The 18,878-nt window shown below is 63.3% G+C and carries 15 protein-coding genes and 1 pseudogene; 9 read left to right on the top strand and 7 right to left on the bottom strand.

All coding sequences use genetic code 11. From position 1 onward, the window contains the following. Window positions 1-204: 204 nt before the first annotated feature. Window positions 205-1,821: a SagB/ThcOx family dehydrogenase gene (locus tag THIVI_RS07390; protein WP_014777989.1), complete on the bottom strand. Its 1,617-nt coding sequence runs from the start codon at window positions 1,819-1,821 to the stop codon at window positions 205-207. Between the two features lie 484 nt (window positions 1,822-2,305). Here THIVI_RS07390 and THIVI_RS07385 point away from each other — a divergent pair, with 484 nt between their 5' ends. From THIVI_RS07385 to THIVI_RS07375, 3 genes are read left to right on the top strand one after another with little or no spacing between them, the layout of a single operon-like run. Next, window positions 2,306-2,740 (top strand): hypothetical protein, encoded by a 435-nt coding sequence (locus THIVI_RS07385; RefSeq protein WP_014777988.1) that lies wholly within the window; start codon window positions 2,306-2,308, stop codon window positions 2,738-2,740. Window positions 2,741-2,777: 37 nt separating this feature from the next. Further along, window positions 2,778-5,792 (top strand): HsdM family class I SAM-dependent methyltransferase, encoded by a 3,015-nt coding sequence (locus tag THIVI_RS07380; RefSeq protein WP_014777987.1) that lies wholly within the window; start codon window positions 2,778-2,780, stop codon window positions 5,790-5,792. After that, a complete protein-coding gene (locus tag THIVI_RS07375; protein WP_014777986.1) occupies window positions 5,789-6,544 on the top strand; it encodes a hypothetical protein in 756 nt (251 codons plus the stop codon). The genes THIVI_RS07380 and THIVI_RS07375 overlap by 4 nt, the downstream gene beginning before the upstream one ends. 449 nt (window positions 6,545-6,993) lie before the next feature. Here the strand turns inward: THIVI_RS07375 and THIVI_RS07370 are convergent, their stop codons facing one another. Both THIVI_RS07370 and THIVI_RS07365 read right to left on the bottom strand, forming a co-directional pair. After that, window positions 6,994-7,956, bottom strand: a complete 963-nt coding sequence (locus THIVI_RS07370; RefSeq protein ID WP_014777985.1) for a 2-hydroxyacid dehydrogenase — start codon at window positions 7,954-7,956, stop codon at window positions 6,994-6,996. A 263-nt stretch (window positions 7,957-8,219) separates the two neighbouring features. Further along, window positions 8,220-8,486 carry a hypothetical protein gene (locus THIVI_RS07365; RefSeq protein ID WP_014777984.1) on the bottom strand — a complete coding sequence of 89 codons (267 nt, stop codon included), beginning with the start codon at window positions 8,484-8,486 and terminating at the stop codon, window positions 8,220-8,222. 199 nt (window positions 8,487-8,685) lie between these two features. Between THIVI_RS07365 and mobH the strand changes: the two genes are divergently transcribed. From mobH to THIVI_RS07335, 5 genes and pseudogenes are all read left to right on the top strand, one after another. Beyond that, on the top strand, window positions 8,686-10,800 hold the full coding sequence (gene mobH, locus THIVI_RS07360; RefSeq protein ID WP_014777983.1) for a MobH family relaxase: 2,115 nt from the start codon (window positions 8,686-8,688) through the stop codon (window positions 10,798-10,800). After that, window positions 10,790-12,655 carry a conjugative transfer system coupling protein TraD gene (gene traD, locus THIVI_RS07355; RefSeq protein WP_014777982.1) on the top strand — a complete coding sequence of 622 codons (1,866 nt, stop codon included), beginning with the start codon at window positions 10,790-10,792 and terminating at the stop codon, window positions 12,653-12,655. The genes mobH and traD overlap by 11 nt, the downstream gene beginning before the upstream one ends. Before the next feature lie 2 nt (window positions 12,656-12,657). Next, complete coding sequence (locus tag THIVI_RS07350; RefSeq protein ID WP_014777981.1) at window positions 12,658-13,302, top strand: IncC plasmid conjugative DNA transfer DtrJ family protein; 645 nt, start codon at window positions 12,658-12,660, stop codon at window positions 13,300-13,302. 783 nt (window positions 13,303-14,085) lie between these two features. Further along, window positions 14,086-14,856, top strand: a complete 771-nt coding sequence (locus THIVI_RS07340; RefSeq protein WP_014777980.1) for a PP2C family protein-serine/threonine phosphatase — start codon at window positions 14,086-14,088, stop codon at window positions 14,854-14,856. A 48-nt stretch (window positions 14,857-14,904) separates the two neighbouring features. Continuing rightward, a pseudogene (locus THIVI_RS07335) lies at window positions 14,905-16,013 on the top strand (IS5 family transposase). Window positions 16,014-16,019: 6 nt separating this feature from the next. Here THIVI_RS07335 and THIVI_RS07330 read toward each other — a convergent pair. From THIVI_RS07330 to THIVI_RS07325, 3 genes are read right to left on the bottom strand one after another with little or no spacing between them, the layout of a single operon-like run. Beyond that, complete coding sequence (locus THIVI_RS07330) at window positions 16,020-16,310, bottom strand: ISAs1 family transposase (protein WP_041447399.1); 291 nt, start codon at window positions 16,308-16,310, stop codon at window positions 16,020-16,022. A gap of 39 nt (window positions 16,311-16,349) precedes the next feature. Further along, window positions 16,350-16,496, bottom strand: coding sequence for a hypothetical protein (locus THIVI_RS25625; protein ID WP_245537397.1), 147 nt, complete (start codon window positions 16,494-16,496; stop codon window positions 16,350-16,352). A 13-nt stretch (window positions 16,497-16,509) separates the two neighbouring features. After that, entirely contained in the window at window positions 16,510-16,797 is a 288-nt protein-coding gene (locus THIVI_RS07325; RefSeq protein ID WP_245537396.1) for a LysR family transcriptional regulator, read from the bottom strand. Window positions 16,798-16,836: 39 nt separating this feature from the next. Between THIVI_RS07325 and THIVI_RS23500 the strand changes: the two genes are divergently transcribed. Next, window positions 16,837-17,073: a type II toxin-antitoxin system YoeB family toxin gene (locus tag THIVI_RS23500; protein WP_014777979.1), complete on the top strand. Its 237-nt coding sequence runs from the start codon at window positions 16,837-16,839 to the stop codon at window positions 17,071-17,073. Window positions 17,074-17,292: 219 nt separating this feature from the next. On the opposite strand, the gene THIVI_RS07320 is transcribed toward THIVI_RS23500, so the two are convergent. After that, window positions 17,293-18,759 (bottom strand): hypothetical protein, encoded by a 1,467-nt coding sequence (locus THIVI_RS07320; protein ID WP_425358603.1) that lies wholly within the window; start codon window positions 18,757-18,759, stop codon window positions 17,293-17,295. Window positions 18,760-18,878 lie beyond the last annotated feature (119 nt).

Below are 18,878 nucleotides of genomic sequence, written 5' to 3'. Positions count from 1 at the left end.
TCATGGGCGTCTTCATCGTCCGCCCGGAGTACCGCAGCCAGGGCTGGGTCGTCAGCTCTGGCACGCCCGGCGCGACCGGCTCATCGCCCGTCTGCGGCTACTCAGCCCGAGCCGCAGCCGTAGCGCGATGCCTGGCGGCCATGAGGGCGTCTGGATCTGTCGCCAGCGCGAGATCGCCGAGCACGGGATGCAGCGCTGCGGATCTCAAGCAGAAGCCGAGAGCTCGCCCAAGTGGGCATAGGGTGGCTCGGTACGCAGCCGCGGATCTTCGATGGGGCCACCGACGGTGAAGTGATAGAGCGACTGCCAGCGCCTGTCCTGGATGCCGAGCAGGTCGTGAACGGCATCGTCGAAAAAGCAGCCGATCCCGGTCCCACGCAACCCGGCCGCCTCCGCCTCGAGATAGAGGACCTGGCCGAGGAGTCCGCACTCCCAGAACAATTCCCGGTAGCACCAGGGGCCATGCGCAAGCGCCGCATCGAAGTCGGCCAGCATGGCGACCGCAAAGCAGCTGTCACTGGCGATGTCCTGATGACAGGAGAGGGCGCGAGCGGCGTTGCGCGCATCGCCCTCGACCAGCCGATAGAGCCCGAGGTGCGCGGGTGCGCCGTCCAGCGGCACCCAGGACCACTCGGACCGAAGACTCAGGTGGAGCCGCTCGCGATGCGCGGGCGCTCTCACCAGCACATAAAGCCCAGGTGACACCCCCTCGACGCGATGCACGAAAAGGAGGATGCTCACGCGCGGCGTGCGTCGCCAGGCGTCGAAGGGAGGCGTCCCTGGCCTGGGCAAAAGCGCATCGAGCATGGAGATCCAGGTCTCGCGGGGCATCTGCGTCTGTCCATCGAAGTCGACGGCGCTGCGGCGCTGACGAATCAGTGCCCCGGCCCCCTGGTCGCCGTCCAGTGTCGTGAGCGGTGGCAGCGGCGTTAGGTCTGCGGGCGCTGTCTGCTGTGCCGCGTTACGCCAGCAGGCCCGATGCACCCGCTCGATCCCTGGCCAGCTCACATGGCCCGCGCTCAGACGGTTCGCCTTGCCCAAGTAGGACCGGGGGCGGTCCAGCCAGGCGTCGATCATTTCGGCGTGCGCCGGCTCCGGCCCCACCCAGACCGCGAGATCGGGCGCCTCTGGCTCATCCGGATCGAAGTCGGTCTCGCGATCGATGCCGAGCAGGGCCGCGAGTCTCTGGTCGGACCATCCGAGCGGCTCGACGCGCCAGCCGAGTGTCGCGGCCGCATAGGCGATGGCGGCCAGCGCGTGCCCGACATCGTGCTGACAATAGCGATAGGCGCGCAGCCCGTACTTCCAGGCTTCACGCCAATGAACGCTGGTCATGGCGAGGATGACACCGCGCGGGTCCCCTTTGTCGCCGGATCCTTCGACATCGATGCCGCGCCGTTCCAGACAATGATCGTGGCTGTGGTAGTGGTAGACCCCACCCGCCAGTCCCGGACAGCCCGCTGTGATGAGATAGCCTTCGGTCGGATGTAGATTGCCGCTGGAGGGATTGCAGCGCAGCGCCCAACGGGCATCCCCAAAAGCCTTCCAGGCAGAGAGTCCCAGAGAGAGCCCGAGGAGGGCACCGAGGTGCTGGAGATCGACACTCGCCGGTGCCGGCCGCTCGTCCGCTCGGATAGCTGCGAACGCAGGTCCGCCGCCGCTGGCGAGCGGCAACGGAATGCGGGGTGCGCCCTCAAAAGAGCGAAAGGGATGGGGTTGAGTCGCCCAGTCCAGGCCTCCGGGTCCGGGCGCATAGCGCTCGGGGCGGTGCTTGCTGTCGAAATGATAGGCATAGACCTGTCTCAGCCGTGCGTCTGTCATCACGTTCTACCTGTCTGGCGCGCCAATTCGAGGTTCAAGCCATCAGATCTCGGGCCGAGACACTCAGATATCGACCCGCTCGCGCTGTCGCAGTCGCGCGGCTCGCTGCATCCAGAGGGGAGAAGTCGCGTTCCTGGTGTGGACGAAGCGAGTTGCGTTGCGTCGGCACACCAGGTTGTCAGCATGGCCGATGGATCGCCGAGTTAGGCAAGTCGATTGATGGTTTCTCAAGCCGCCATCCGTCGATTGCAGGTCAGTGACTCTTCGATCCTGAAAGCGGAAAGTGGTGCACGCTTCGCGAGTGACAAGTCACGACCCAGAGCTGTCACCAGCATCCTGGCATCGAGTGCCCGCACGGACGCCGTTTGCGGTCACCGGATCTACCGCCGTGGGAACTCCGCAAGCTGAGGCGACAGACTGGTTGGATTAATAGTCTCAAACAGGCTACGCTGTCGGCTAAGACAATTTTTTCTCTTCGAAGTCCATGCAAGCACTACAATTACGCGAGCGTGCCGGTTGCGCTGAGGCTGAACGTAAGGCCTGGGAGCGGGTCGGGGTACTGGTGGCCATGCGCCCGGCCGCTGGGACCGGCGTCCATGCCCAATACGACGACGCCAATCTGGTCGCGGCGCTGATCGCGATGGAGATGAAGAGGATGGGTGTCACGGCATCGCGCTATGCCGCCGCCTTTTCTGCCCTGCACACCTGGCTACGGGCTCGCTCCAGCTTGGACTGGCCGCGCTACCGCGTTTTCATGGCGCCGGGGCGGACCGAGTTCCAGCGTTCCGGAGAGCCGACCGCGACCGCCCTGGCTGGTTTCTCGCTGGACTTGAAACCACTCTGTGCTCGGTTGTTCGGCGACAAACGCCCCGAGCCGTTACAGCGCGCGCTGCCGCTGCCGCTCGGTGCCGTGCGATGAGCATCCGAGCGACCCGTTGCGCCAGGTCGGGCGCGCTATGATCGATCTGAACCTATTGATCGACCGCTACGGGGCGAACCCCGCGGGTCTGATCCGCTTCGGTGCCGATGACAGCCCCGATCTGCTTCCATACACCACGCTGGTCGCTCCGCGCAACGGTGATGCGGCGGCAGATTTGAATGCCCTTGCCGGTGTCTACGAGTGGCAGGATAACCCCCTCATGTTCCTGGTGGACGGGGATATGATCGATGGTGATGGAGCGCGGCTGGGCCGCATCCGTCGCCGCATCGCGCTGCGCGGAGATACCCCCTATCTGGGCGTGATTGAGGCCGGCCGACTCACGGTCTACAGGGTAGCGCTGGATAGCAAGCCGATCGAACATAGCGCAGTGGACCTGCGGTCGGCAGCGCCGGTGTTGTTTCCATATCTGGCCAATGAGAGACCTCGGGCAGCCATCGCCCGCAGACAGTGGATCAGCGAACTGATCCTTCGCCTCCTCAAGGACGCCCTCCATGAACTCATCGCTGCGGGTCTGAGCGATACCGATGCGATATCGCTCGGCGGACGCGCCCTGTTTGCCCGATTCCTGGGAGATCGCGGGATGATTCCCGAGTCGCTGGCTGCCCCGGATGCGGTTCACAGTCTGTTTGACGACCCCACAAAGGCCGCAACAACCTCCACTTGGCTGGACGCGACCTTCAACGGCGACTTCCTTCCCTTGTCGCCAGGTCGGCCGGAGCGAATGCCCAAGGCTGCCTTCGCCACCCTTTCCGACATCATGCGCCGAGCACCGCACGGCCAACTCTTTCTCGGCTGGCAGGAAAGATGGGACTACCTCGACTTCTCCCAGATCCCGGTCGGCGTATTGAGCCAAGCCTACGAGGGCTATCTGCGCACCCATCGGGCGAATGACCAAAAGAAGCAGGGCGGTTACTACACACCGCGACCAATCGCGGAAGTGTTGGTCCGCGGCGCGCTGGTCGCGCTGAGAGCAGAGGGGCGAGCGCACACCGCACGGATCCTGGACCCGGCTGTGGGTGGGGGGGTCTTCCTGATTACGGCCTTCCGACAACTGGTGGCCGAACACTGGACCGCCACCGGCGTGCGACCGGACACCGGCGCGCTGCGCGAGATACTCTACAACCAGTTGACCGGCTTCGACATCGATGAGGCAGCGTTGCGCTTTGCTGCACTGGGGCTTTATCTCTGCGCTATCGAACTTGACCCCAGACCCGAACCCCTGGCGAAGCTGCGTTTCGAAAACCTGCGCGGCCGCGTGCTGTACAAGGTCGGCGACCTAAACGCCAATGAAGGCGATGGCCGCCTGGGCAGCCTGGGTTCCGCAGTTGGAATAGAACACGCTGGCCAATACGACCTGGTGGTCGGAAACCCGCCCTGGACCGGCGCTAGACGTATCCCGGGCTGGTCACAGGTGCGCGACCAAGTGACACGCATTGCCCGTGCGCGGCTCGGCCCGGATTACCCAGCACCACCGATCCCCAATGAGGTGCCGGACTTGGCCTTTCTTTGGCGTGCAATGGATTGGGCACGTCACGACGGACGGGTCGCTTTCGCATTGCATGCCAGGCTGCTATTCCAGCAAGGGGATGGAATGCCCAAGGCGCGGAGCGCCATCTTCTCAGCCTTGGACGTTACCGGTATCGTCAACGGCGCCGATCTGCGCAGACAGACCAACGTCTGGCCAACGGTCTCCGCGCCCTTCTGTCTACTATTCGCCCGCAACCGCCTACCGCCCCCAGGCGCGGGCTTTCGCTTCCTCAATCCGCGCCAGGAGCAGGCCCAGAACGACGCTGGTGTGATGCGCATCGACCCAACCAACGCGGAGGCTGTCAGCGCCTGCCAGGTCATCGGTCGACCGACTATCCTCAAGACCCTGTTCCGTGGCACCAGGCTCGACCTTGAACTGCTGGAGCGCATCGAGGCCAAGGGACTCCCGACGCTCGACCAGTATTGGCGTCACCTGTTTGGCGAGGAAAGGCACCGGGCGCGACAGACGGGAAATGGCTACCAACGCTTGCGCGATAGCACGAAAAACCCGCAATCAGCCGCCTGCTTGATCGGACTGCCAGAGCTTGTCATCAAAGGACTCATGCCTTTGTCTATCGACGTGGACCGACTCCCTCGGTTTGCTCAGATTGAGGTTCATCGAGTCCGGCAGATGGCCATCTATCGTGGTCCGTTGGTCATTGTCCAGGAGACTCCTCCAGCAGATCAATGTCGTATCCATGCATCCGTCTCCAACGTCGATACTGTCTATAGTCAGAGCTACTATGGCTACAGTACGGCAGGGCATCCCGCTGCGCATACCTTAGCTCGCTTCATAGTATTGCTTTTAGGTAGCAGATTCAGTTTGTGGTACGCCCTTGTCACCAGCGGCAAGTTCGGCGTCGAGAGGGATACCATTGAAAAATTCACCATAGATGACATTCCTGTCATCCCGTTTGAAGACCTTGACGCAGAAGCACGGTCACGGATCGATTCCCTGTTCTCTGATGTTGCGACAGCGGACAACGACGACCAATGGGGCGCCGTTGATTCATGGGTTGCCCACCTATTGGGTCTGAAAGAGCGCGACATCCAGGTTATTGCGGATACTCTGGATTGTAATCTCCCATTCGCTCGCAACGTCAGGCTATCGCAGACGGCGGTGAGCATTGCGCAAACCGAAGCGTTCAACCAAGCCCTCACGGCTGCACTCCAGCCTTGGGGTAATCGTCTCGGATTGACCGTATCGGTGACTCAGGTGTCCCCCTCGGAAGGCGTTGGCTCCTGGCAAGTTCTTCGCGTTTCGACCAGCGGATCAGGACACCACCCATCGTCAGCGGACGACAATCTCGACTGGGCGCAGATTATCAGGCTTGCGGACCGCATGGCGGCAGTCGAAATACTACATCCCGATCCCGGAAACCGATCAGTCTGGATCGCCCGCCTACGGCAGCGCCGCTATTGGAGCCTGAGTCAAGCCAGGATTCTTGCGCAACGAATCATCGGCGAGCAGACGGCTATTCTATTCGGCGAGGTCCTGCCTTGAAAAAGGACGAAGGTGCGAGTAGAGAGGCTGTCTTGCGATTGCTGACAGAAGGAGTCGACCTGCCGCTTGCGCCGCTACCCCGACTACATCTGGAGGTGATTGCCGAGGCTCTGATCCATATCTGGCAGTGCGTAGTCGGCGAACTGCCAGAAGCGGTCATCGGGTCAGGCGAAACATTGCTGAATACTGCGATGATCAATGCGATTAATCGACGGCTGTCTGACGACGACCCGCCTTTAGAGCTACTGGCAACTTTCGTGTTCAGGGCTGAGCGCGGTACGGAAAGCCAGAACTACAAGGGTGATCGGCTGGAGGTCCGACCCGACATCTCCTTTTCCCTCAAAGGCAGAGGGGCCATATCTCTTTTTCCATTGATCGTCGAGTGCAAGATCATCGATGGCCCGGGGAGGAAGACCGTCAGATTGTATTGCGACGAAGGCCTTAAGCGATTTGTCGATGGCGATTATGGCTGGGCCAGGCAGGAGGCATTTATGCTCGCCTACGTCCGAGACGCCTCGACCATTGCCGACAAGCTCATACCCTTTCTCGAGCAGACCTTCGGCAAGGATCCTGACCGATTCGCGACCCTCCGCCTACCCGCGCCGACGGGATCAGGTGCGGATCAGGCAGAATCCCAGCACAGCCGCCCCTTCCGGTATCCTGATCGCTCGCCCGAAGTCGATCCAGGTCCAATCACGATCCGGCATATCTGGGTGAATGCCAGACCACCCCGGCGGGGCGAAAGCGCGTAAGGGATTAATGGACCTAGAGATGCGGCGAGGAAGCAAGTAGATGGTGAGAGATTCGCAGGGCAACACGAGTGACGGCAGAACGCTCTGTTGCAGCCTCTTGTTCATGCCGCGCCAATGACCGCTTCTGGCCGACTTCGGGCGCTGAGGTCCCCTTACGTCGGCGACCGTTGATGGGGGCAACAGAGTCGCTGCGGCGACTCGGCTCGGTGACTGCTCTACGGGCACGAGGCCAATCACGTCGAACGCTATTTCCCAGTTCAGGCGACTCGGCCAAAGGCCAATGGCGTTGAGGCGCGGTGGTGCAGAGCGAGCGCATTGGCGGTTTGATCCTTGCGAGTACTCATTTGCTGTCGGCCGCGATTCGGTGCTGAGCGGGGATCTGAGCGGGGCTCGCCCGCAGTGAGCAGGCCAGCATTCCGTCCTGGGGTGAAGTCCCCAGCCGATGCCGCTCAGACGACGCGGTTGCGGTCCTTCCCCGCCAGGAACGCCTCGATGTTGGCCGCGATCTCCTCGACCACGCGCTGGCGCGCCTCGCGGCTGGCCCAGGCGATATGCGGGGTGACGATCAGGTTGGGGATGTCCGGTGCCAGCAGGGGGTTACCCCCGCGCGGCGGCTCGGTGCTCAGCACGTCGATCCCGGCACCGCCGAGGGTGCCGCGGCGCAGGGCCTCGGCCAGTGCCTGCTCGTCGACGATGCCGCCGCGGGCGGTGTTGATGAGCAGGGCATCGCGGCGCATCAGGCCCAGTTCGCGGGCGCCGATGAGGCCGCGAGTGGCGTCCGTGAGGGGACAGTGCAGGGTCAGCACATCGACCTGCGGCAGCAACTCATCCAGCGGTAGGCGATCCTCACGAGGCGGGCCACCGGGGCGCTGAGCGATCAGCACCTGCAGGCCGAAGGCCTCGGCCACCCGAGCGACCGCTTGGCCCAGCTCGCCAAAGCCGACGATGCCCAGGGTGCGCCCGGCGAGCTCGCGAATCGGATAGTCCATCAGACAGAAGCGGTCATGGCGCTGCCAGGCCCCTGCGGAGACCGCGCGTTGGTACTCCGGCAGGCGGGTGGTGAGGGCGAGGATCAGGGCGAAGACGTGCTGCACCACCGCCGGGGTGGCATAGCGCGCCACATTGGTCACGGCGATGCCCAACTCGCGGGCGGCCTCCAGATCGACGTTGTTGGTGCCGGTGGCGGCGATGCAGACCAGGCGCAGTTCGCTGGCGGCGGCCAGGGTTTGGCGATCCAACGCCACCTTGTTGGTCACCGCGATCTGGGCGTGGCTGAGGCGCTCGCGCGTATCGGCAGGCTCGGTGTAGGCATGGTGCTGCCAGTGGCCGCAGACCCGATCCAGGGAGGACAGGTCGAGGTCATCTTGGTCGATCGTGGCCAGGTCCAGCAGGACGCCGTTCAGGGTGCTCATGACGGGGCTCGCAACAGTGGCTGGGCGCTGCATGATAGTGGGTCGAGCAGAGAGCCGTCACCAGAGGCCGATCTGTCGCGGCTCTGCGGCTTGGTCGTTCTGCTCATCCGTCCACCCACACCAGACCCGTGACCACGCCGAGAATCTGAATCTCACCAGGGCTGAGCACGAGCGGCGCGACCTCGGGGTTGGCCGGCTGGCGCCGAATTCGGTCCGTCTCAGCATAGAAGCAGGAGCGGTGGGCACGCTTCCGCCCAGGGGCGTCATTGGTCGCGGATCCGCTGCCGCCAGCACCGCGCCCGTCCGTCGAGGGTCATCCCGCACCATTGTCCATCGGGATCGAGGGCATGCTCGGTGTGCCCGCCACGCCAACTGGCGCCACCTAAGGCGACGGCTGAGCCATGGGTCACATAGGTGGGGAAGGGCAGTCGCGCCGGGGTGATCTGCGCCGGCGTCGGCTCCGGCGGCGTGGCGCAGCCGCTGAGCAGCAGGAAACCCAAGGAGAGTAGTGATCGAGCGCGGTTGACCATGCCATTAGCCTCGCGAGTGTGAAGCGATGAGCCTACGCTGCCACGTGGCCTGGTGCCGTCTGAAACGGTTAATCGAGCGGGTCAGGTTTTTCCGAGATAACGGTAAAGACCGCGTTTACCGTTCTTCGTCGCCGATTGCCCCAGAGCATGCTTGGATAGGCGTTTCTGCCAACCCTCCACGGCGGATGCGCGCACGACGATGCCCAGCCTGATGACCCGCTACCGAGCCGCCTGGGCCGCCTTTCGCACGGCCGACGTCGAGTCGCCGTCAAACGGCCCGTCTGCATCTGCAGCGCCCGCCGATCTTGACCCCGCGCAGGAGATCCCCCGCTATCCGCCCTTCCTCAAGGGCTTGCCCGTCGCCAGCACAGCCCAGATCCTCGCAACCCAGCAGGCACTTATCGCCAGCCTTCAGGATGCACTGGCCTTCAGCGACCAGGACTACAGCACCCTGGTCCTCCCGCTGATCGAGCTTTACGCCACCTTCGTCCATTTGCTGCCCGCGTCCGAAACCCATCACCATCGCGGTGCCGGGGGCCTCTTCCGGCACGGGCTGGAGGTCGCCTTCCAGGCCGCCCGCGCCAGTCGCGGACGGCTCTTCGCCCTCGACCGTCTGCCCGAGGAGCGGCGGATCCTCGAGCCACGCTGGCACCTGGCCGCCTGCATCGCCGGACTGCTGCACGATGTGGGCAAGCCGGTCGCCGATCTCTCGGTGGTCGACCGGAACGGAGCACACCGTTGGCAGCCGCTCGACGAGACCTTGGTCGAGTGGGCGGGCACGCACGGCGTCAATCGCTACTTCCTGCGCTGGAACAGCCAGCGCGTCCATCACGGCCATGAGCTCTTCACCGCTGCGGTGCTACCGCAGATCCTGACCCGGCCGGTGCGCCACTGGCTGATGGACCCCGATCCCCTGGTCTGGCTCACCCTGGGCCGGGTGCTGGCCGGGATGGACGACCAGGCGCTGCTCGGTGAGCTGATGCGCGAGGCCGATCGGGTCAGCGTCGCCCAGGACCTGCGCGAGAACCGCCTCGACCCGGACGCCCTCTCGCTTGGGGTGCCGATCGAGCGCTATCTGATCGACACCATGCGCTCACTGTTGCGCGACGGGACCTGGACGGTCAATACGCCAGGGGCACGGGTGTGGATCTTTCCGCCCAATCGGGTTCACCTGGTCTGGCCCGCCTGCGCCGAGGCTATCGTTCAGCGGCTTTCCGGTGAACGCATCCCGGGAATTCCACGTGATCCGGATACGCTGGCGGACATCCTCATCGAGCGTCACCTGGCGCGGGCACGACCGCTGGGTGAGGGCGTGCCTGTGGCGCGCTACTGGCGTCTGGCTCCGACACTGCTCGCCCGGGAGCAGCCCGTTGAGCTGAGCTTCCTGTGTCTGGCGAGCCCAGAGCTGCTGTTCTCGGGAGTGGTGCCGCCGGCTACGCCCTTGGTCACGACGGTTCCTGAGTCTGGCTTGGCGTCCGTCGTCGTGGCGGAAGCGGTGGATGTCGCACCAACAGTCACGTTGGTATCAGCGATGGTCCCGGCGCTCGACTCCGGTCATGAAGCGGAAGGAGACGCTCCAGGGGCAGGCGTGCAGCGAATCGCCGAGCTGGGCAGAAACGCCACACCGGCCGAGCCCTCTGAGCGGGACCAGGCCCGCGATTGGCTGCGCCAACAGGGTCCGGCAGGAGACGTTCTGATCGCCCTGAGCGAGGCACTCTCAGAGGATCGACTGACAGCCGACGCCTGTCCGAGCCTGATTCAGGGCAGGGTCTTTCTGCCCTACCCGCAGGGGCTTGCTGGGTGGGACGCAGCACCCGGAGAGATCCTTGAAACCTTTGTCGTCCGCGACTGGATCGAGCGTGATCCACTGCGCCCCATGCTCAAGGTCCGCGAGCATGAAGGCGTCTCCGGCGTATGGCTGAGGCGCGCCGTCTCGCGCCGGTTGGTTGCTCTGGGACTGGGAGCCGTATCGGTCCCATCGCGTCCGCCGGAGACGATCCCGCCCCAGTCGGTGGCAAACGAGGCAACCGTCGGTGATGATCCGCCGAACCGGACCAGTGCGAAAGGCTCCCCCGCGACCACCGCGACCACCGCGACCAAGTACGCACAGACCATCCGCCAACGCCTCCTCGCACGCGATCCGACCCTCGGTGTCATCACCGAGCGTCCCGGTGCGCTCTCGATCCCGCTGCGCGGCCCCATCCTCGACGGTGCCCGCCGTGCCAGCGTCTCGGAGACCGCCCTGCGCCGCGCCCTCGAACGGTTACCGAATGCACGTCCGGTCGAGAAGGGCATCCTGACCCTTGGCCTATAACCCGCCCTGGCGCCCCAACTTCGAGCTGGCGGCACTTTCAAGCTGGCTGGGTGTGGGGCTGCTTGCGGCCTGTCTGCACGGCCACTGGGCACTGCATCAGCGTCCCTTTCAACTGCTGGCTGTGCTTGCGATCCTGATGGGGCTGCGCTGGCTGCCCGCCGCGCTGCGTCACAGTCAGCGCCGGGCACGCCTCGGCGGGCAGCCGCTGAGCTTTCTGGATCCCGAGCGGCTTCGTGCACACGGTCAACGCCGTCCTGCCGATCTCTGGTTCGGCTGGGGCTTCGACTGGAACGCCGAGCATGCCCAGCTCGCCCTCGATCTGATCCGGGTCGGCCCCGAGCGCATCGTGCCGGCCCATCCCGAGCTGGGCGCCCACTGGCTGCATGGACTCGCCCCGCGTGAGATGCCGGTCTGGCTGCCGGTCGCGCACAGCGCCGGCCATCTGCTGATCGTCGGCACCACCGGATCGGGCAAGACCCGGCTGCTCGAACTGCTGGTCGCTCAGGCGGTGCTGCGCGGCGAGGCGGTGGTCATCCTTGATCCCAAGGGCGATCAGGAACTCCAGGCGTCGGCCCGGCGCGCCTGCCTGCGCTGCGGCGAGCCCCAGCGCTTCGTCAGCTTCCATCCCGCCTTTCCGGACCGCAGTCACCGTATCGATCCCCTCTACAGCTTCAACCGCGCGACCGAGATCGCCAGCCGCATCGCCGCCATCATGCCGAGCGTGAGCGGCAACGACCCCTTCAAGAGCTTCTCGCAGATGGCCCTCTCGCACGTCATCGGCGGGCTGCTGGCCGCCGGGGAGCGGCCCAATCTGGTCACTCTGCGCCGTTATCTCGAAGGCGGCGTCGAGGCCCTGGTGGTCCGGGTGCTCACGCGTTTTTTCGATGAGCAGGCACCCGGCTGGGAGGGCAGGGCGGCGCGCTACATCGGCAAGGCGCACGACACCATGGCCAAAGCGCGCGGCCTGGTGCGCTTCTATCAGGAGATCCGCACCCAGCACCCCTCCACCGTGATCGACGGGCTGGTCTCGCTCTTCGAGCACGACAAGGTGCACTTCTCCAAGATGGTCGCGAGCCTGCTGCCGGTGCTCAACATGCTCACCGCCGGCGCGCTCGGACCGCTGCTCTCGCCCGACAGCGAAGATCCCGAGGATCCGCGTCCGATTACCGCCATGGCGCGCATCGTCGAGCGTGCCCAGGTCGCCTACATCGGGCTGGATGCGCTCTCCGACGGCATGGTCGGGGCGGCCATCGGCTCGATCCTGATCGCCGACCTCGCGGCCGTCGCCGGCGACCGCTACAACTACAGCGTCCAGCATCGCCCGGTGAACGTCTTCGTCGACGAGGCCGCCGAGATCGTCAACGACCCCTTGATCCAGCTGCTGAACAAGGGCAGGGGCGCCGGACTGCGCCTGACCATTGCCACCCAGACCTTCGCCGACTTCGCCGCCCGCACCGGCAGCGAGGCCAAGGCGCGACAGGTGCTCGGCAACCTCAACACCCTGATCGCCCTGCGCGTGCTCGACAGCGAGACCCAGGAGTACGTCACCGCGAGCCTGCCCAAGGCCCGGCTCAAGACCCTGACCCGCACCCAGGGCACCTCCACCCAGCGCAATCCCCTGCAGCACTCGGGCAACGTCGGTGAGCAGCTCAAGGAAGAGGTGAGCGAGCTGTTCCAGCCGGCGCTCTTGGGGATGTTGCCGAACCTCCACTACATCGCCCGGCTGGCCGGTGGGCGCATCGTCAAGGGGCGGCTGCCGATTCTGCGCGAGCCAGTCGGAGTCGACGCGGCCCAGGCAAGACGGCGTCAGGGGAGGGCGCCCGAGGGCGCCCAACCGGATGCGCAGGCCCGCTGACCATGCCGGATCCTGAGCCTGGCGATGCGCGGAGCCCTGTCGGTGCGGGTGGCTTCGCCGTGCTGCTCTTGCTGCTGGTCGGTCTGATCGGGATCGCGTGTTGGGGCCCAACAGGGTGGCTGGAGCAGGTCGGGACGATGGAGCGGGCCTGGTCTCGACAGGCGCTCGGTGAGCGGAGCGCAGTGGCGGTTTTGGATTTGGCGCGACGTTGGGACGCGATGCAAAGGGACCAGAACGACGCGTTGATCGCGGGCCAGTCGATGAGCGCCGACCCTCAAGTCTCCGTCCTGATCGATGGGATCGATCCGGATTGGCTCGTCGAGCGATCGAAGGCCGTCCGCCTGCTGGTCGAGCTGGCCTGTCTGCGTACCGCCCTGCTCACGGCCTGGGCGCCGGCGCTCGGACTGCTGCTCGTCGCCGGCGTGCTTGAGGGCCACTGGCGCTGGCGGATCCGTCAATTGGGCTTCGACTACCCGAGCCCGGTCGCCCGCCAGGCGAGTCAGACTGGTTTAACGCTGGTGATTGGGCTCCTGCTGCTGACCCTATTGCTTCCGCTGCCCCTGCACCCCTTCGTCATTCCCCTCCTGACCCTGATCGCCGTGCGCCTGATCGGCACCGGCATCACGCATCTGCCGAAACAGCTGTGAGTCCGCCGTGTTGCCGCTCAAGCGATTCAGCCCCCCGTTCTGAGCGTCATCCGCGCTGGCTTTGCCGAACCCAGCGACCGCCGCTGCGGGCGTGTGAGCCCTGACGACGCTAGAAGTGCTCCAGGCTCCGGTCAGGCAGCGATCGGCTGAGAACAGCCTCTCTTGCCGATGACGGCGGTGACTTTTGCACATGGGGAGCGGGAAGTTCACGACCCAACTCAATCAGACCGCTCATACGGTCCCAACGGGTCACGAAGCCGGGAGCAGCAAGCGACTGCTTTGGCGAACGCATCGGACGCTGACTCCCTTCAGATTGCTCGATCTAGCAGCCGGAAACCAAAGAATGGGCGACTTGACCATATTCCCCCTGGCGGACCTCTATCTCGTGCTTCAGGCTCAGTGATTCCCGCTGGCTCTAAAAGTCCTTTATTATCAGTTGCTTGAAAATTACGTTTTCGTAAACTTTTAATGTAAATGTCTTTTTATATCAAAGATATAATGTATTTCAGGGCGGGAACCCCTGCTTCAGGCTCCCATCCCTAGTCTTCGGGCTAGCTTCAGCGTAGACTGGTATTGACATGCCTACCCTGGCTGTCGACGACATAACCATTGATAAATCAACAGGATCTGCTAGCCCTTCGGGCCGCTCTGCAGTCCGGAAATTGACACTAGAACCTGGCATTCATGTCCCGCCCGTTTACCGTAGTGAAAGAGTTCCTAGAATCCTGCCTCGCTCATTCGCCGAATCGCAGCGCAGATGCGGCTGTCCCGGAGTGGTTTGCGATGCGTACCCACCAGGGCAGCGTGCGTTCCGATAACCAGGACCGCGTCTTAATGGCCCGATGGCAGGACGGGTGTCAAACCGCGTGGGTACTCGCCGTCGCCGATGGGATCGGAGGCGGCAAGGAGGGCGGGGCGGCGGCCGCCACTGCCCTTTCGGCATTCACCGCAGACGTGCTGGAACTCTCGGAGGTTTCACTGCCCAAGCAACTTGAGCGGGCCTCCCTGCGCGCCAACCAAACCGTTTATGAGCGCTGGCGCGGCAAGGAGGGGAGCACATTGTCGGCGGTCGGGGTTCGAGGGGAACAGCGGGCCTGGGTCAACGTGGGCGACTCACGCATCTACGGCCTCAATGCCCATGGGGATGTCTCACAACTGACCGTTGACGACTCCCTGCCGCTCGGACGAGGACTGGTGCAATTCATCGGCATCGGACAAGGACTAGTGCCCCACGTCGGGCTGATTTCCCCTACCCATCACCTCGCACTGATTACTACCGACGGCGTTCATCAATACGTCGATCCCCTGCTCTCGGCCTTGGTGAGAACCGCCCAACGTAATAGCTCGGCGCTGGTCGATCGAATGGTCCACCTCGCCCTGTGGTGCGGAGGCGAAGACAATGCCACCACCGCCGTAGGGCTGCTCGATAGTTCGCAGGAAGGCAGCCAGGCAGCCTGCGATGTTTGGACGCCTGGACAACATCATCGCTTGGTTCTTGGGTGCCTCGACGCGCCGAATGCAACCGCCTCTGTTAGAGGGTGTAGACAAAAATAATTGAGCTGCTATTTGTATACCAGTCTACAACTGAGCTGGTGTGCGCTGATGTCGAAAGCTGGTCGTCCCCCCAAGATTCACGAGGCGGAGCAAGCGGTATTGCGTCAAATTGTCACGGATCGCCCGACCTCCACGCTGTCAGAGATTGCCCGGGAACTCGCGGCACGGACGGGAATCGAGGCTCATGAAGCAACGATTCGCAAGTCCTTGCGGGAGGCGGGCGTCACGCGCCTCCGGGGCGAGAGTGGTCTCGAGGCGCAAGCGCGCGCAACGCCGCGTCGGTATGGGTATACGGATGCGCATCGTCGCCACGACCCCGACCAAAGCTACCCAAGTTGTCTGACCGATGCGGAGTGGGACTTGGTCGCCGCTCTCTTTGAGATGCCGGGCGGGCGGGGTCAACCGCCCCGCGTGTCGCGCCGGAGCATCCTGGAGGCGTGTTGCTACGTGGTGCGCACGGGGTGCGCGTGGCGGATGCTGCCGCACGATTTCGCGCCTTGGCAGAATGTCTACAAGACGTTTCGCCGTTGGAGTGCGGCTGGGAAGTTTGAGCAGATGCATGATCGACTGCGGGGGCAATGGCGCGAACGCGAGGGGCGTGAGATCGCGCCGACGGCGGCGGTGCTGGATGCGCAATCGACCCGCGGCTCGCCGCAGGGTGGACCGAGCGGCTTTGATGCGGGCAAGCAGGTCAAGGGGCGCAAGCGCAGCCTGGTGGTCGATACCTTGGGGTTCGTGTTGGCGGTGAGCGTGGTCGCGGCCAATCTTCAGGACCGCGATGCCGCCTCGGGCGCCGTCGCTGACGCGGCCGCCAAGTACCCCCAGATCACACGCTGTTTGTCGATAGCGCCTACGCCGGTCAATTTGCCCAAACCACCGAGCAGACCCACGCGATCCGCGTGGAAGTCGTGCGCCATCCAGCCAACAAAAGCGTTGGCTCCTGGCACGTGGACGGGGCGCCTGACCGAGTGGTGATCGCCAACGCCGACGGCTTCGTTCCGCTGCCGAAGCGCTGGGTTGTCGAGCGCACCCATGCGTGGAATGAGCGTGCCCGTCGATTGATCATGCATCATGACCGTCTGCCAGCGGTCTCCGAAACCTGGGTTTGGCTGGCGGAGGCGCGCATCCTGCTGCGGCGGTTGACCACAACGGTTTGATTTTGTCTACACCCTCTGAGTCCAACTCAATAAACACGCCTGAAATCCCTTCGGGGAAAGACGCGCGATCACGTTCGCCATGCAGTCATGGGAAGGCACGCCATTCTCGAAGGGGGCAAACTGACGCAGCCAATCCAGCTTTGCGTGCCCGAAATCCTCAATGGCCTCCCAACCGTTCGCCCCGCTGACGACGGCGCAGATGGTCAACAGTACAAGATCGGCCAGGGCATGCCGCTTTCGACGCTCGATCCGATGGTCTTCCAAGGACGTGAAATGCTCAAGAAGGCTGGCTGACATGAGAAACTCCAACAGTCGTTTCTCGTCAGCATCCATCAACTACCCGAAAAACAGAATGTTTAAACGCGCTCGCCCTGGCTCCTCGATCACATTCACCTCGCGGTCCGTGGAATCCAGGATCAGATCGACCTTGGGATGCCGGGCCAGGAAGCCTGGCAGGATCGGCGCCAGATAGCTTTGAGCCATCAACGGGCGCAGCTCATCCGCACGTCCCGGCCGGCTCCCGACGCAGCTCGGCGATGCTCTCGTAGGCGACACGGGCACCCTCCACCGCCGCCAGGCAATGGTCATAGAACCGCTGGCCGGCCTCGGTCAGCGCCAGACTGCGCGTCGAGCGTTGCAGCAGTCTCACGCCCAGACGCCCTTCCAGTGCCGCGACCCGGCGGCTCAGCCGGGTCTTCTCGACCCCGGTCGCCCGCGCGGCGGCAGAGAAGCCGTGGTGCTCCACCACGGAGGCGAAATAGACCAGATCGTTGAAGTCGTCCACGGATACTATTGATGCTCTGACGCAACGGTTCTTGGCGATTTGGCCATCTTATCGCCGGATTGCTGCGCCAGCACACTGATCGAGGAAGCGGTTCGCGAGCCGCTCGCCGGCCTCGGCAAGCCGGAGCCGCCGCTCGGTAACCCCTCCGGCTACGGGTCGAGACGCATCGACGACACCCATCGGCGGGTCTATCGCGCGACCGAGGCAGAGCTTGTCGTCATTGCCTGCCGCTTTACATTACGACTTAATAGAGTGGCAAGCCCGTCGCGTCGATGAGGCGCTACGGCCGGGCCGGTGCATGTCGTGAGGATCTGAAGGCGGCTGCGTGACAGGTTACGACGATGTCGATGCACTGAAGGAGCGGCTTGGACGTGCCGACGTGGAATGCTTTTGGGCTGGTCACGAGCGGGCATTTCGAGCATCGTGCAACAAAGTTCTTGCGCAAACTTAGGCTGCGTGACGGTGTTTGATTCCAAGGTCAAAACGCAGCGTTGCTCAGCGGTAGACGTCAAACTTGCCTTCCTGGTCAACCTTGGCCCCCGCAAACATCTGCTTCTCCAGCGGCTCAAGCATGGCGACAGCCTCTTCGAAATACTGTTCCTCAAGCAATTTGCAAGGCTGTTCGAGGATGATCTTCTTGTCGAACAGGTGGTCTGTGTCTATTTCAGATCCGAGAATCAACTGGGCCTTGGGGGGCAGCTTATCCGACACGAAGTTGATCACCTTGGGCAGGTTGATGTCGTCCTGGCCTTGCTGGTTGGGCGCGTCAATCACCAAGGGAACAGTGAAAGCACCATTCTGCCCGTAACACACATCCCATAAAGCCGCATAGTAAGCCAGTATCGATCTTGGTCCGCCACTGCCAGAGAGATTAGGTCGAGTCGTAAGGCTTATACGCTTCTTTCCCGCCTCCGGAACATTCAGGTCAAAAAGCGCTGCCGAATAGGCATGACGATATTGCTTCAAAATTTCGCCTGAACGCTTTCTGTCAGTGAAAGTGTCCATTTTGGCTTTTAATTCCTCGATTCTTCCGACATGGGCAGTGATTTCCTCTCCAAGAACTTTGCGCTCTTCCTCGAATGTCTGGATAGCCTGTTCGGCACCTAGGCTCTCGACTACCTCGCGAAACTGAAGATCTCCGCGCCGGACGTCGAGGAGGTTGGAAATCCGGCGATATTGGCTTTCTAGTGCACCGATCTCGGTGACCGTTTTCTTTAGCTTTGCTTCGACTTCTCGCTCGTCCTCCTGGAGGCCCAAGGTGATGCCTTGCAGCGACCGAGCGTCTTCCGCAAAGGTGAGCAAGTCCATGAAGGACTCTGTGTGCTCGGCATTGCAGACCGGGCAGACCAGAGGTTCACGAGGCTCGGCGCGCAAGTATTTGGCGTCATCTTCGTGGACCCGTAGCACCTCGTTCGCCAATTTGATTTGCATGCGGATGCTAGACAGCAGTTCGCCTTCTGCGACGGATCGCCCGCGAAGCTTTTCCTGGCTTCTATTGAGATCGGTCATCTCGGCGGTCAGCCGCTCGATTTCAAGCTTGAAATTTTCAGGATCAATCTTTGGACCCGACAGCGGCAGTTGCTTCCCAAACCTGTCGCGGACCTTGTCGAGGAAGCCACACTCTTTCTTCAGATCGTCCAGCAGGCGCTGCTCAGCGTCGCGTTGGGCCTTGGCTTCGTAGTATTCGGGGGGCTTGATGCCGGAGAAGTATTCGAGAATCGACCCCATAGGACTGCTGAACTGCTGCAGCCCGGTGAAGGTGTTCCAGCTCGATTGCCAACTGCCATCCTGGTTGATGTAGAACGGCAGGAAAAAGCACTTCGGATCTGCTTGGACGCTTTGCCCCTTCTTGTCGATAAGCACCAGATTGAATCCGGTGATATGGGCAAAGGCGGCGCTCCAATCCGAATGGTCCGACGTCGCGACCAGCAGGGAGCGGTCGGCATCGAACAACGCCCGCATCCCCGAACTGTACAAAGCCCGGAACAAGCGTCCATTAACTCGGAATTCGACCAGTGAGACCGTATGCTCATCCCACTTGTTCAGCGCTCCCTGAGAGGGTGTAGACAAAAATAATTGAG

This window comes from Thiocystis violascens DSM 198 (genome assembly GCF_000227745.2).
In the GTDB taxonomy this organism is placed as follows: domain Bacteria; phylum Pseudomonadota; class Gammaproteobacteria; order Chromatiales; family Chromatiaceae; genus Chromatium; species Chromatium violascens.
This window is presented reverse-complemented; position numbering and strand designations above follow the sequence as displayed.